Source organism: Streptococcus mitis (assembly GCF_002096855.1).
In the GTDB taxonomy this organism is placed as follows: Bacteria; Bacillota; Bacilli; order Lactobacillales; family Streptococcaceae; genus Streptococcus; species Streptococcus mitis_Y.
In genome coordinates this window covers 14933-29714 of sequence record NZ_NCVH01000004.1, presented here as the reverse complement: position 1 = coordinate 29714, position 14782 = coordinate 14933, and the positions used below count along the sequence as shown (strand labels likewise).

At 42.3% G+C, this 14782-nt stretch carries 13 protein-coding genes and 2 pseudogenes; 11 read left to right on the top strand and 4 right to left on the bottom strand.

Going from position 1 to position 14782, the window contains the following annotated elements:
* A partial coding sequence (locus tag B7698_RS00370) for an IS3 family transposase (RefSeq protein WP_142358032.1) occupies positions 1-147 on the top strand: 147 nt, incomplete at its 5' end.
* Positions 148-219: 72 nt separating this feature from the next.
* Here B7698_RS00370 and thrS read toward each other — a convergent pair.
* The 3 genes and pseudogenes from thrS to B7698_RS10215 all read right to left on the bottom strand — a co-directional run bounded on the left by thrS (position 220) and on the right by B7698_RS10215 (position 2859).
* Complete coding sequence (gene thrS, locus B7698_RS00365) at positions 220-2163, bottom strand: threonine--tRNA ligase (protein WP_084864315.1); 1944 nt, start codon at positions 2161-2163, stop codon at positions 220-222.
* A 40-nt stretch (positions 2164-2203) separates the two neighbouring features.
* Positions 2204-2412: pseudogene (locus B7698_RS10440) on the bottom strand (hypothetical protein).
* 73 nt (positions 2413-2485) lie between these two features.
* Positions 2486-2859 (bottom strand): annotated as a pseudogene (locus tag B7698_RS10215) (hypothetical protein).
* Positions 2860-3065: 206 nt separating this feature from the next.
* Here B7698_RS10215 and rpsO point away from each other — a divergent pair.
* The 6 genes from rpsO (at position 3066) to B7698_RS00330 (ending at position 8693) form a co-directional block, all read left to right on the top strand.
* Entirely contained in the window at positions 3066-3335 is a 270-nt protein-coding gene (gene rpsO / locus B7698_RS00355) for a 30S ribosomal protein S15 (protein ID WP_001018251.1), read from the top strand.
* Positions 3336-4342: 1007 nt separating this feature from the next.
* Positions 4343-4954, top strand: a complete 612-nt coding sequence (locus tag B7698_RS00350) for a CadD family cadmium resistance transporter (RefSeq protein ID WP_084864314.1) — start codon at positions 4343-4345, stop codon at positions 4952-4954.
* 232 nt (positions 4955-5186) lie between these two features.
* Complete coding sequence (locus B7698_RS00345; protein WP_084864313.1) at positions 5187-6233, top strand: FecCD family ABC transporter permease; 1047 nt, start codon at positions 5187-5189, stop codon at positions 6231-6233.
* Between the two features lies 1 nt (position 6234).
* Positions 6235-6990 carry an ABC transporter ATP-binding protein gene (locus B7698_RS00340; RefSeq protein ID WP_084864312.1) on the top strand — a complete coding sequence of 252 codons (756 nt, stop codon included), beginning with the start codon at positions 6235-6237 and terminating at the stop codon, positions 6988-6990.
* A gap of 19 nt (positions 6991-7009) precedes the next feature.
* Positions 7010-8020, top strand: a complete 1011-nt coding sequence (locus B7698_RS00335) for an ABC transporter substrate-binding protein (protein ID WP_084864311.1) — start codon at positions 7010-7012, stop codon at positions 8018-8020.
* On the top strand, positions 8001-8693 hold the full coding sequence (locus B7698_RS00330; RefSeq protein WP_004255665.1) for an alpha/beta hydrolase-fold protein: 693 nt from the start codon (positions 8001-8003) through the stop codon (positions 8691-8693). Before B7698_RS00335 ends, B7698_RS00330 begins: the two co-directional genes overlap by 20 nt.
* Positions 8694-8736: 43 nt before the next feature.
* Here B7698_RS00330 and B7698_RS00325 read toward each other — a convergent pair whose 3' ends face one another.
* On the bottom strand, positions 8737-9486 hold the full coding sequence (locus B7698_RS00325; RefSeq protein WP_000500197.1) for a lysophospholipid acyltransferase family protein: 750 nt from the start codon (positions 9484-9486) through the stop codon (positions 8737-8739).
* A 132-nt stretch (positions 9487-9618) separates the two neighbouring features.
* On the opposite strand from B7698_RS00325, the gene B7698_RS00320 reads away from it, so the two are divergent.
* From B7698_RS00320 to B7698_RS00305, 4 genes are all read left to right on the top strand, one after another.
* Positions 9619-11955 carry a cation-translocating P-type ATPase gene (locus tag B7698_RS00320; RefSeq protein WP_004238732.1) on the top strand — a complete coding sequence of 779 codons (2337 nt, stop codon included), beginning with the start codon at positions 9619-9621 and terminating at the stop codon, positions 11953-11955.
* Between the two features lie 100 nt (positions 11956-12055).
* Positions 12056-12733, top strand: a complete 678-nt coding sequence (locus tag B7698_RS00315; protein WP_064275968.1) for a tRNA (adenine(22)-N(1))-methyltransferase — start codon at positions 12056-12058, stop codon at positions 12731-12733.
* A complete protein-coding gene (locus B7698_RS00310) occupies positions 12720-13517 on the top strand; it encodes a Nif3-like dinuclear metal center hexameric protein (RefSeq protein ID WP_049551333.1) in 798 nt (265 codons plus the stop codon). The genes B7698_RS00315 and B7698_RS00310 overlap by 14 nt, the downstream gene beginning before the upstream one ends.
* 16 nt (positions 13518-13533) lie before the next feature.
* Positions 13534-14637, top strand: a complete 1104-nt coding sequence (locus tag B7698_RS00305; RefSeq protein WP_084864310.1) for an NAD(P)/FAD-dependent oxidoreductase — start codon at positions 13534-13536, stop codon at positions 14635-14637.
* Positions 14638-14782 lie beyond the last annotated feature (145 nt).

Genomic DNA, 14782 nt, shown 5'->3' with positions numbered 1-14782 from the left:
TTTTATGGTTATGAGAAGTCATTTGAGTCGCTTAAGCAATTGGAACAAGCCATTGTAGACTATATTGATTACTACAACAATAAACGAATTAAGGTAAAACTAAAAGGACTTAGCCCTGTGCAATACAGAACTAAATCCTTCGGATAAATTATTTGTCTAACTTTTTGGGGTCAGTACATGTTTCAGTTGTTGCTTTTTAGCTAGCTAGGATTTTATCTCTTATTTCTCAACGCGTGATTTGTTGGCGATATCAGCAAGGATAGCTTGAACAAAGTCATCAACTGAGACAGTTTGTGTTTCTTTTTGGCCATAGCGACGAACGTTAACAGTTCCGTCTTCCATTTCCTTGTCCCCAACGATCAATTGGTAAGGAATCTTGCTTGTTTGTGAAGTACGGATCTTGAACTGCATTTTTTCATTGCGCTCATCAACATCAGCACGAACACCACGGTCACGGAGTTTCTTCGCCACTTCCCAAGCGTAGTCCACGTGTTTTTCGTTAGATACTGGGATGAGGGTTACTTGGTGTGGTGCAAGCCATGTTGGAAAGGCACCCTTGTAGTTTTCAATCAAAATAGCTGTGAAGCGTTCCATAGTTGAGATAACTCCACGGTGGATCATAACTGGACGGTGCTCTTCACCATCAGCTCCGATGTATTTAAGGTCGAAGCGTTCTGGAAGCAAGAAGTCAAGTTGGATAGTTGAAAGTGTTTCTTCTTTTCCAAGGGCTGTCTTAACTTGAATATCCAATTTTGGTCCGTAGAAGGCTGCTTCACCTTCGGCTTCAAAGTAGTCCACGCCCATTTCATCAAGGGCTGCACGAAGCATGGTTTGAGCATTTTCCCACATCTCATCGTTATCAAAGTACTTATGAGTATCTTGAGGGTCACGAAGAGAGAGGCGGAAGCGGTATTCAGTCAAGTTGAAATCTTCATAAACATCAATAATCAACTGAAGGGCACGTTGGAATTCTTCTTGGATTTGTTCTGGAGTCACAAAGAGGTGACCGTCGTTAAGAGACATTTCACGTACACGTTGAAGACCAGTGAGGGCACCAGATTTTTCATAACGGTGCATCATACCGATTTCAGCGATACGGATTGGCAACTCACGGTATGAGTGAACATGGTGTTTGAAGACTTGGATGTGGTGTGGGCAGTTCATTGGACGAAGGACAAAATCTTCCCCGTCACCCATGTCCATAGTTGGGAACATGTCTTCTTGGTAATGATCCCAGTGACCAGAAGTCTTGTAAAGTTCAACAGAAGCAAGTGGTGGAGTGTATACGTGTTGGTAGCCAGAAGCCAACTCTTTGTCAACGATATAGCGTTCCAATTCACGACGGATAGTCGCACCGTTTGGCAACCAGAATGGAAGTCCTTGACCAACCTCTTGAGAAATCATGAAGAGGTCAAGCTCTTTACCAAGTTTACGGTGGTCACGTTCTTTGGCTTCTTCACGCATTTGAAGGTAGTTTTTCAAGTCTTTCTTGTCAAACCAAGCTGTACCGTAGATACGTTGCATCATAGCGTTGTCGCTGTTTCCACGCCAGTAAGCACCAGCTACATGGAGAAGGTGGAAGATTTGGATGCGGCCTGTTGATGGAACGTGAGGGCCACGGCAAAGGTCTACATATTCACCCTGACGATAGATAGTCAAACCGCCTTCGTCTTCTGAGTGTTCTTCAATCAATTCCAACTTGTAAGGGTCATTTTTGAAGATTTCACGCGCCTCGTCCTTGGTAACTTCCTCACGAATAGATGGGAAGTTTTCTTTGACAATTTTTTGCATTTCTTCTTCGATACGAGGGAGGTCTTCGTTAGAGATTTGACCAGCTGTGTTGTCTGTATCGTAGTAGAAGCCGTCTTCGATGGCTGGACCAACTCCCAAGTGAATGTCTGGGAAAAGACGACGAGCGGCTTGGGCAAACAAGTGAGCAGCTGAGTGACGCAAGATTGGAAGGGCATCTTCGTGATCGGGTGTCACGATTTCGATGCTTCCATCTTCAGTGATAGCACGAGTAGTGTCGATGAGTTTGCCGTTGAATTTACCAGCCAAGGCTTTTTTAGCTAGGGAATTGCTGATAGATTGGGCAATTTCAAAAGTTGTAACGCCAGATTCGAATTCACGAACAGCGCCATCTGGGAAAGTAATGTTAATCATGATGTTCTCCTTGCTTATATTATTGACGAATGTGTTAAACCTATTCTGAAAACAGGGATAGAGGATTGTGAAAGCTAGAAAAACAAAAAGCGATATCCTCGAAAGGACGTCGCAACGTGGTTCCACCTTCATTTATGTTCCTCAAAAAAGAGGGACACCTCTGATTGGCTCTAACGTGGCCACCGTTTTATGTTTTCATAAAAAACTCAAGAGTAGTATCAGTTTAGGCTTCCTATGCGTTTCCAGCAACCACGCACTCTCTAGTAGAAAGGGACTAAGTGACTTGTCTCTATGGATTATTATAGCATGATTGTGAGATTTTTCAAGGATTTTGTGAAAGTTTTTTGTTTTTCATTTTTGTAGAATATGCTTGATGCCAATACCGGAAGCCATGCCCACCAGAGCAAAGGTTTCATAGGCTAAAAAGTAAAACCAGATAAATTCACCAAAGGTTATGATAGTAAAGCAAAAGAGCAGTCCGTTACCAATTAACCACCAAAGTGAGAAACGGAAACGGTAGCTATAGAGTAACGATACAATCAAGATTACCAGAGGTGTAAAGAAGAGAAGATTGTTTATATAGAGTCCCTTGAGTGTAAGGGGGTCAGAAACAACTAGCAAGAACAACTCATAAAGTGGCCAATAAAAGAAGAATATGACCAGATAGTAGGGGAGATGGGAATAGAATCTAGGCATGATAATCACCTCGTTTTAAAAAAAACAGACAACTTAGATCTCTTGCTATAATTATTATAGCATGTTTAAAACAAGAAAGTAAATCTGTTGACAAAGAAGTTAGTTATTGGTAGAATAGGGATTGTCGTAAAGACAAATAACTTCTTCTTGGTTGCAGGCATGCCAACCTGTCACTCGGATGAAGCCAAATAAAAAGGAGAAACATCATGGCAATCTCAAAAGAGAAAAAAAATGAAATCATTGCACAATATGCACGTCACGAAGGTGATACAGGTTCAGTAGAGGTTCAAGTTGCTGTCCTTACTTGGGAAATCAACCACCTTAACGAACACATCAAACAACACAAAAAAGACCACGCTACTTACCGTGGATTGATGAAAAAAATCGGTCGCCGTCGTAACTTGCTTGCATACTTGCGTAAAAACGACGTTAACCGTTACCGTGAGTTAATCAACTCTCTTGGACTTCGTCGCTAATTCAAGATACAAAGGCCGTCAAAAGCACAAAGCAAAAATAGGAAAATTGACGAAGAAACTTCAGTTTCTAGGAGGTTTTATCTTTTTTGCCAAGTGCTTAGGCCGTGTTCAATTGAGCATATCTTGATAATGAAGCTACTCTAAATTGGGTAGCTTTTTTATGTTGTTACCTTACATCGATATACTCAAGTATAATCTTCGGTTACGGTTCCTAGCACTGTAAGGTAAAATAAACCAGATATTCTCCCTTCGGGGAGATTTTTTTGTTTCACTAAAAATTTTGTACAACCTTCGCCTCGTCGCCTAGTCTATAAACGTTTTATCCAGCAAGAATTATGATACTAAGGGCGCCAAAAATCCGTATGAAAATAGGGAAACGACGTAGTGTTCGATGAACACAAGGAGTTTCATCTTTTTCACTAGGATTATAGCCCGAGCTCAAATCAGCTCTCTGATATTCAGAGGGCTTTTTTATTGAGGTTTTATCGGTCACAATTTTGGAGACTACAAAAACATCTTTCTGGGGCTGCTTTACTTCTTTAGCGTTTTATCGGTCACAATTTTGGAGACTACAAAAACATGTTCTTGTATAGGACTCTCTTTGATCTTGTTTTATCGGTCACAATTTTGGAGACTACAAAAACTGAGATAGTCTGGCGTAAAGGCCTCAAACTGTTTTATCGGTCACAATTTTGGAGACTACAAAAACCTCAAATAATATCAGCTAATTACACCATAAAGGTGCGCATCTACTCGACTTGAAAAGTCGAGTAGCTGTCTGCAAGCCCCCTCGGAGAGCCCACACTTTACGAAGTAAAGTATAGTATGTTATACTTTACATGGAAGTAGTCACCGAATTTCAGTTAGAAATTACTTTATAACTACGTTTTGAGGAGGAGTAAAATGCTTTCCTACGTTCGACATTACCCACTAGCGATAGCTAAATTAATGTGTCTGTGCTCTCCTAAAATCTGCTGATTTATTACTGACTAATACAGGAGGCTTTTATGGGACAGACAATCATATCTGCTATTGGTGTTTATATTTCCACCAGTATCGATTATTTAATTATTTTAATTATTTTATTTGCACAGCTATCACAGAATAAACAGAAATGGCATATTTATGCGGGGCAATATCTAGGCACAGGCTTACTTGTAGGGGCGAGTTTAGTTGCTGCTTATGTCGTTAATTTCATGCCTGAAGAATGGATGGTTGGATTGCTTGGTTTAATCCCTATCTATTTAGGGATTCGCTTTGCAATTGTTGGAGAAGGTGAGGAAGAAGAGGAAGAAATTATTGAAAGATTAGAACAAAGCAAGGCAAATCAACTGTTTTGGACAGTTACATTGCTGACAATTGCGTCTGGCGGAGATAATTTAGGTATCTATATACCTTATTTTGCTTCGTTAGATTGGTCACAGACCCTCGTGGCGTTGCTTGTGTTTGTAATCGGCATAATTATCTTATGCGAGATTAGTCGGGTGTTATCCTCTATTCCGTTAATATTCGAGACAGTTGAAAAATACGAGCGAATCATTGTGCCCTTAGTATTCATTCTACTTGGACTATACATCATGTATGAAAATGGCACGATAGAGACTTTTCTGACCGTGTAGATTTTTTTGTTTCACTAGGATTTTAGTCCGAGCTCAAATCAGCTCTCTGATTTTCAGAGGGCTTTTTATGTTGTCACTTTACCTCGATATACTCAAGTATAATCTTCGGTTACGATTATTAGTATTGTAAGACCAACTATATTTATTTTTCTCATCTTGTTCCATTGTTGAAAATATGGTATACTTTTTATGAGAATTTTCTAAATTTTTAATTTTGTCTAAGGAGGTTTGCATGCTTTCCAAATTTTCTGGAAGCCGACAAGACCAGCAATTTGTGTTACTTTTAGTTATTTTGCTAGGTATTTTAGGGATTTCTCTCTTTCTAGCAGTTTCAATGGGATCTGTTGCGATTGATCTAGGAGATACCTATCGGATTATTTTGAGCAGGTTGGGATTTCCTCTTGAGATAGGAGAGGTTTCCAAGTCTACTTTTGCCATTGTATGGAATATGAGGTTCCCCCGAGTATTGCTGGGTCTGATAGTAGGGGCTGGTCTTTCCATGTGTGGTAGCGTGATGCAGTCTACAGTGAACAATCCCATCGCTGAGCCCTATGTCTTAGGCATCTCTGCGGGAGCAACTCTAGGAGCAACCTTAAGCATCATTCTTGGTTTAAAAGTGATGATTAGCCTTGGAGCTTTTCTTGGAGCTATTTTGGCAACAATTGCTGTCCTCATCATTGCCTCTATGCAGGGAAGGATGACGACTTCTAGTCTGATCTTATCAGGAACGGTGGTCAATGCTCTCTTTCTGGCCTTTTCCAACTTTATTATCTCAGTTGGCGCTAATGCGGACAGTGTGATGACCATTAAGTTTTGGACTATGGGTTCGCTTGCAGGGACTACTTGGTCTGACTTAGTCCTGCCAACTATAGTAGTAGGATTGGCCTTTCTATTTTTCGCTACTCAGTATCGTGTTTTTAATGCGATGATGATGGGAGATGAGGCTGCTTTAACTTTGGGAATTCCCTTACGCTTTTATTGGTATCTTTATGTGACCATGGTGGCTGTGCTGACAGCAGTCTTAGTGGCAACCTGTGGGATTATTGGATTTGTCGGTCTGATTACTCCACATTTAGCTCGAGGGTTAGTAGGAACGAATTACAAGAGGCTTTTTCCTGTTGCAACCTTGCTAGGTGCCCTCTTTGTCATCTGGGCAGACGTACTCTCTCGTGTCATTATTCCAAATGCTGAGTTGCCTATTGGTATTTTCACAGCCTTGGTAGGTGCTCCCTTCTTTATTTACATTGTTGGAGGTAGGCGAAGGGAGGTGAGGGTCTGATATGGACTTGATTTGTCAGGATGTCCACTTTGGACTGGGAGAGAAAAAAATCCTCAAGGGAGTTTCTCTTAAAGTTGAAGGGCATCAATTTCACACGATACTAGGACCAAATGGAAGTGGAAAAACCAGTCTACTTAAACTCCTCTATCGTCAGGAAAAGGCGGACAAAGGCTTGATAAGCCTAGATGGAAAGCCTCTGGAACAATGGACGCTCAAAGAAACAGCCAAGCAAATGGCAGTTGTGACCCAGTTTAACCAGCTGCAGTTTGATTGTACAGTTGAAGAAATCGTCTTGCTGGGAAGAACTCCCCACCTCTCTTTTCTACAAAAGGAAAGGGAAAGGGATTATGCCCTCGTTCAAGATGCCCTCGTTAAGGTGGATATGCTTGAGAAGAAAACTCGTCTCTATTCGTCCTTATCAGGGGGAGAGAAACAGCGAGTCTTATTAGCCCGCGCCTTGGCGCAAGAACCGACTCTCTTGCTCCTGGACGAACCAACCAATCACCTGGATATCAAGTATCAGCTAGACTTGTTGGCCATTGTGAAGGAGCTCAAGGTCAATGTTCTAGCTGTCCTGCATGATATTCAACTTGCTTGTCGCTATTCGGATTATCTCTATCTGATGAAAGAGGGGGAAATCCTTTACCAAGGTACTCCAAAGGAGACCATCACCCCTGAGTCATTGCAAACTGTATACGGAGTTCAAAGTCAGGTGACTTGGATCGAGGATCAGCAAGCTATGATTCACTATTTATAAGAATGAAAAGGAAAACAAGATGAAAAAAACACTAAGCATTATACTCGTAACAGTAGCTACCCTAACCATGGCAGCTTGTGGCAATACTACTACAGAAAAAACTACCACACAGTCTAGCACAGAAACAAGTCAAAAGGCTAACGCAGAGACGACTTATCCATTAACGGTCAAAACCTATGACGCGAAAGGGAATGAAGTCGAACAAGTCTTTGACAAGACACCTGAAAAAGTTATCACAAACAATCTTTCAACCACTGAAATCTTATTGGAGTTGGGGTTGAAGGATAAAATTGTTGGCATGCTTAACCCAGACAATGCTGTGACGGACAAATACAAGGACGCGATTGCGACTATTCCTCAAATTGGGGATAAAAAAACAGTCTCACAAGAGACAGTCCTTTCTTATGAGCCGGACGCTGTGATGGGTCGAAACATGATGTTTTCTGAAAAATCCTTGGGGACAGTTAGCACTTGGAATGAAAATAAAATCCTAGTTTATACACAAAAAGCTTCTCTCTCAACAATTCAGCAAGATTTGGGGAATATCGTAGAAGATGTCAAAAATCTTGGAATGATTTTTAATGTTCAGGACAAGGCTAATGAATACGCAGCACAATTACAAACTAAAATTGATGCTGTTAAGAAAGCAAATCCAGCAAGCCAAGGTGAAAAGAAAAAGGCTTTGATTATGGTTGCTTATAATGATGAAACCTTCGGTGCCTACAAGTCTGCTTTGCAAGAAAGTTTGCTGAACCAACTTGGTTATACAAACGTTGCAACGGGAACATCAGGCTTGACCTTGGAAAATCTCGTGTCAATGGATCCTGAATTGATTATCTATGTAACCAGCGACCGCAATAAAAAATTGGATGAAAAAGCAGTAGAGTTGATGAAGGCAAATGCTGTTTTGGAAAGCGTTCCTGCAATTAAGAATCAAAAAATCATGAACATCTCTTACGATGAATTGATGGACTATGGTCCAGCAGTGGTTGATTCCCTTGAGAAAATCAATGACTTTATCAATAAATAATGAGTTTGATTGGGAAGGAATTCAAGTCAAAATCAGCCTTCCTTCTAACTACGACCCCAATCAAACCTATCCGGCAATTTTATTGAATGATGGAAACTTGGACTTCCTATCGTCCCTTTCCGAATCTGTGATTTTGGTGGGTTTGACCTCTAAAAATCGCTTAGACGACTATACTCCCTGGGCGACATCGGCTCTGAGAGATGGAGCTCCAGATTTTGGCGGTCAGGCAAACGTCTATCATGATCATTTATTTGGAGGCCTTTTAGACAAGTTGCAGTCACTTTATCGCCTGGACGAAACTCGCCTTGCTTATGGAGGTTACTCACTAGGTGGTTTGGCGGCAGTCTACAGTCTTTTCAGCTTTGACAAGGTTTCCTGTGTCTTTTCGATCTGCGGTTCCTTTTGGTATCCTGATTTTGTGACCTACTGCAAGGAAGAAAATGTGAAAAATTTGGACTGTTTGCTGTATTTACAGAATGGTCAAACAGAAGGAGAACACCACACTAATCGCTTGGCTCAAGCACCAGTCTATGCTGAGCAGATCCATACCAGTCTTCAGAAACGCTATCCGAACGGCCAGTTTGTCTTTGACCCTTATGGACACCATGAACAAGTAGCTGAACGATTTCTAGCTTTTTCTAGCTGGTTGGCCCAAAAATGGAAAATCGAATAAAAAATTTATCCCTTGGCTTTTGCCAAGGGATTGTTGTATTTATTTAAGCAAGTTTTTCTCTTTTCTTATCTGGATTCCAGATAAAGCTTGCGATAAAGCTAAAGATGATGGTTAGGATAGCGAGGATAATGGCAAGGATGAGGGCAGGGATGCGGATAAGCCACCAGAGTGGGTTTGGTTTTTTATTATTGTGCCATTGTTTCGTTTCTTGGTCCAGACGTTGAAATTCTGTTTGGATACGATTGGCGACTGTTTCAATGCCTTCGTCATTCATTTTTTTGATATCTGAGATATCAATTGGATTTCCAAAGTTCATATCGACACGTTCACGACTAATCAAGCCCTTCAAAGTCATGGGACCTGTGTAGGTAACCGGCATAATACGGACCTTGGCCATTTTGGCAATCAGAGCTACGCCACCCTTGACATCGTTTGAGTGTCGGCTTCCACTTGGAAACATGATGAGAGAGCGGTCACTTTTTTTGAGAACATTGATAGGATATTTGATGGCTGAGGCGCTAGGATTTTCACGGTCGATAGGAAAGGCACCACACATACGAATCCACCAGCCAAAGATACGGTTGGTAAAGAGCTCTTTTTTGGCCATAAAGATAAATTGTTTTGGTTTGGTCGCAAAGGCCATATAAACTGGATCCCACCAGGTGCGGTGAGGTGCAACCAAAATATAATTTTCATCTTGATTAGGAATTTTATCAGTATTATGATAATGGGCATTGCCATTGATGGACCATAGGAGCAAGACAACCAATCCACGTAAATAAGTATAAAACATGCGATCTCCTTCGATTATTTTCTTGTTATTATTATACCTTATCAAAGGAGGGCTGGCAAACTTTTCCCTTGACTAGGTGCATATTTGGGGTGAGATTAGAATTCTTTTAGAAAAAATGATATGATAGAATTTATGGATAAAAATAAGATTATGGGATTAACCCAAATAGAAGTCGAGGAAAGACAGGCTAAGGGCTTGGTCAATGATTTTACTGCTTCGGCCAGTACCAGCACTTGGCAAATCGTTAAACGAAATGTCTTTACCCTTTTTAACGCTTTGAACTTTGCCATTGCTTTGGCCCTTGCCTTTGTGCAAGCTTGGAGCAATCTGGTCTTCTTTGCCGTTATCTGCTTTAACGCTTTTTCTGGAATTGTGACCGAGCTGCGGGCTAAACACATGGTGGACAAGCTCAATCTCATGACCAAGGAAAAGGTTAAAACCATTCGTGATGGCCAAGAAGTAGCTCTGAATCCTGAAGAATTGGTGTTAGGAGATGTCATTCGTTTGTCTGCAGGAGAGCAGATTCCTAGTGATGCCTTGGTTTTGGAAGGCTTTACGGAGGTTAATGAAGCCATGCTAACGGGAGAAAGTGATTTGGTGCAAAAGGAAGTGGATGCCTTGCTCTTGTCAGGAAGTTTCTTGGCTAGTGGGGCAGTTTTGGCTCAAGTTCACCATGTTGGGGCTGATAACTATGCTGCCAAACTCATGCTGGAAGCCAAGACCGTTAAACCAATCAACTCTCGTATCATGAAATCGCTGGACAAGTTAGCAGGTTTTACTGGAAAGATTATCATTCCTTTTGGTCTGGCTCTCTTGCTAGAAGCCTTGATGTTAAAAGGCTTGCCTCTTAAGTCGTCCGTTGTAAACTCGTCTACAGCCCTTTTGGGGATGTTACCTAAGGGAATTGCCCTTTTGACCATTACTTCGCTCTTGACTGCAGTTATCAAGCTAGGTTTGAAAAAGGTTTTGGTGCAGGAGATGTACTCTGTTGAAACCTTGGCGCGTGTGGATATGCTCTGTTTGGACAAGACGGGCACCATCACCCAAGGAAAGATGCAGGTAGAAGCTGTTCTTCCGTTGACGGAAACTTATGGTGACGAGGCTATTGCTAGCATCCTGACAAGCTATATGGCCCATAGTGAGGATAAGAATCCAACAGCTCAAGCTATTCGCCAGCGTTTCCAAGGTCAGGTAGCCTATCCTATGCTTTCCAATCTTCCCTTCTCTAGCGACCGCAAGTGGGGAGCCATAGAGTTAGAAGGTTTGGGGACAGTTTTTTTAGGGGCGCCTGAGATGTTGCTGGCTTCTGAGGTCCCAGAAGCCAGAGAGGCTCTAGAGAGAGGATCACGTGTCTTGGTCTTGGCACTCAGTCAGGAGAAATTAGACCATCACAAGCCACAGAAACCATCTGATATTCAGGCTCTGGCCCTGCTGGAAATCTTGGATCCGATTCGAGAGGGAGCAGCAGAGACGTTGGACTATCTCCGTTCTCAGGAAGTGGGTCTCAAGATCATCTCTGGTGACAATCCAGTTACGGTGTCCAGTATTGCCCAGAAGGCTGGTTTTGCGGACTATCATAGCTATGTAGATTGCTCGAAAATCACGGATGAGGAATTGATTACTATGGCTGAGGAGACAGCTATTTTCGGACGTGTTTCTCCTCATCAAAAGAAACTCATTATCCAAACACTGAAAAAAGCGGGGCATACAACAGCTATGACAGGAGACGGAGTCAATGATATTCTCGCCCTTCGTGAGGCGGATTGTTCTATCGTGATGGCGGAAGGGGATCCGGCGACGCGTCAGATTGCCAATCTGGTTCTCTTGAACTCAGACTTTAATGATGTTCCTGAGATTCTCTTTGAAGGTCGTCGCGTGGTCAATAACATTGCCCATATCGCCCCGATTTTCTTGATAAAGACCATCTATTCTTTCTTGCTCGCAGTTATCTGTATCGCCAGTGCTCTTCTGGGACGATCTGAGTGGATCTTGATCTTCCCTTTCATTCCGATCCAGATTACCATGATTGACCAGTTCGTGGAAGGTTTCCCACCATTCGTTCTGACTTTTGAGCGAAATATCAAACCTGTTGAGCCAAACTTCCTCAGAAGATCCATGCTTCGTGCTCTACCAAGTGCTCTCATGGTTGTGTTCAGCGTTCTTTTTGTGAAAATATTTGGAAGTAGCCAAGGTTGGTCTGAGTTAGAAATCTCAACTCTACTCTATTATCTCTTGGGGTCAATTGGTTTCTTATCCGTATTTAGAGCCTGCATGCCATTTACCCTATGGCGTGTCCTCTTGATTGTTTGGTCAGTAGGAGGCTTCCTAGCTACAGCTCTCTTCCCAAGAATTCAAAAACTACTTGAAATTTCAACCTTAACAGGACAAACATTACCTGTTTATGGTGTCATGATGTTGGTCTTTACCGTGATTTTCATTTTGACCAGTCGCTACCAAGCTAGAAAATAAAGAAAGGCTGCAATCTGTGGATTGCGGTCTTTTTAGGTACAAGATTGCCAGCTGAAATGTGGTATAATAAGAGGTAATAGAGTTTGGAAAGTGAGAGAAGATGATTTCAAAGAGATTAGAATTAGTGGCTTCCTTTGTGCCACAGGGAGCCATTTTACTAGATGTGGGGAGTGACCATGCTTATCTGCCTATCGAGTTGGTCGAAAGAGGACAAATCAAAAGTGCCATTGCAGGTGAGGTTGTAGAAGGTCCCTACCAGTCCGCGGTTAAAAATGTTGAAAGTCACGGGTTAAAGGAGAAAATCCAAGTCCGTTTAGCAAATGGCTTGGCAGCCTTTGAAGAGGCAGATAAGGTATCGGTCATTACCATTGCTGGTATGGGTGGTCGTTTGATTGCCAGGATTTTAGAAGAAGGCTTGGACAAGTTAGCTAATGTAGAGCGTTTAATCCTCCAACCCAATAATCGTGAAGACGACTTGCGTATCTGGCTACAAGAGAACGAATTTCAGATTGTAGCTGAAAGTATCTTAGAAGAGGCTGGCAAGTTTTACGAGATTTTGGTGGTGGAAGCAGGACAAATGAAGCTATCAGCTAGTGATGTTCGCTTTGGTCCCTTCTTGTCCAAAGAGGTCAGTCCAGTCTTTGTCCAAAAATGGCAAAAAGAAGCTGTTAAGCTAGAGTTTGCCCTCGGACAAATCCCAGAAAAAAATCTGGAAGAACGTCAAGTTCTAGTAGATAAAATTCAAGCCATCAAGGAGGTTCTCCATGTTAGCAAGTGAAGTGATTAATGCGTATGAAGCCTTTTGCCCTCAGGAATTTTCCATGGAGGGAGACAGTCGTGGTCTGCAAATTGGTACTTTAGACAAGGATATCCAAAGGGTCATGGTGGCTCTCGATATTCGTGAAGAAACGGTGGTTGAAGCCATTGAAAAGGGTGTAGACTTGATTATTGTCAAGCATGCGCCGATTTTCCGTCCCATCAAGGATTTGGTAGCTAGCCGTCCACAAAATCAGATTTACATTGATTTGATAAAGCATGACATCGCAGTTTATGTCAGCCATACCAATATTGACATCGTTGAAAATGGCCTCAATGATTGGTTCTGTCAGATGCTAGGTATCGAGGAAACGACTTATCTGCAGGAGACAGGTCCTGAACGTGGAATTGGACGTATTGGGAATGTTCAGCCTCAGACATTTGGGAAATTGGCCCAGAATGTCAAGCAAGTCTTTGGTCTAGATAGTCTTCGAATGGTGCATTATCAAGAGAGCGATTTGCAGAAGCCTATTTCAAGAGTGGCCATCTGTGGTGGAAGTGGGCAGTCATTCTATAAGGATGCTTTGGCAAAGGGGGCAGATGTCTATATCACTGGTGATATTTACTACCACACTGCCCAGGATATGTTGTCTGATGGGTTACTGGCATTGGACCCAGGTCACTATATTGAAGTGCTTTTTGTGGAAAAAATTTCTGCACTCCTTACTCAATGGAAGGCTGAAAATGGCTGGACAATTGATATTGTACCTAGTCAAGCATCGACCAATCCTTTCCACCATATCTAGTTAGAAAGTGAAAACAATGAAAAAAGTTGCCATTATTGGAGCAGGAATTGTGGGAGCAACAGCTGCCTACTACCTCTCTAAAGAAAGTGACCTAGAAGTAACCGTCTTTGACCATGGACAAGGTCAGGCTACCAAGGCCGCAGCGGGAATTATCAGTCCTTGGTTTTCCAAACGTCGCAATAAAGCCTGGTACAAAATGGCGCGCTTGGGGGCTGACTTTTATGTGGATTTGTTGGCTGATTTAGTGAAGTCAGGGAAAGAAATTGACTTTTACCAGCGTTCGGGAGTCTTTCTCCTGAAAAAGGATAAAACTAAGTTGGAAGAACTCTATCAACTAGCCCTCCAGCGTAGAGAAGAATCTCCTTTGATAGGCCGGTTAGCCATTCTGGACCAAGCATCAGCTAACGAATTATTCCCTGGTTTGCAGGGATTTGACCGTCTGCTCTATGCTTCTGGTGGAGCGAGAGTAGATGGTCAACTCTTGGTGACTCGTTTGCTAGAAGCCAGTCAGGTCAAGCTGGTCAAAGAAAAAGTGAGTCTGACACCTTTAACATCGGGTTACCAGATTGACGAAGAGGTGTTTGATCAGGTTATTTTGGCGACGGGAGCTTGGTTGGGACATCTGTTAGAGCCTTTAGGTTATGAAGTAGATGTTCGTCCCCAAAAGGGGCAACTCCGAGATTATCAACTTGCCCAAGACATGGAAGCTTACCCTGTTGTTATGCCAGAAGGGGAGTGGGATTTGATTCCTTTTGCAGGTGGGAAATTATCCCTAGGCGCTACCCATGAAAATGATATGGGATTTGATTTGACGGTAGATGAAACCTTACTCCAACAAATGGAGGAGGCAGCCTTGCCTCACTATCCAGTCTTGGCAGTAGCGACTTCAAGAGCTGAGCGTGTGGGAATCCGTGCCTATACCAGTGATTTCTCACCTTTCTTTGGGCAAGTACCTGGCTTAGAAAGTGTCTATGCTGCTAGTGGACTAGGTTCATCAGGCCTCACAACTGGTCCTATCATTGGCTACCATCTAGCTCAACTGATCCAAGACAAGGAGTTGACCTTGGACCCTCTAAACTACCCAATTGAAAACTATGTCAAACGAGTAAAAAGCGAATAATACTCAATGAAAATCAAAGAACAAACTAGGAAACTAGCCACGGGCTGCTCAAAGCATTGCTTTGAGGTTATGTATAGAACTGACGAAGTCAGTAACCATACCCATGTCAAGACGACGTTGACGTGGTTTGAAGAGATTTTCGAAG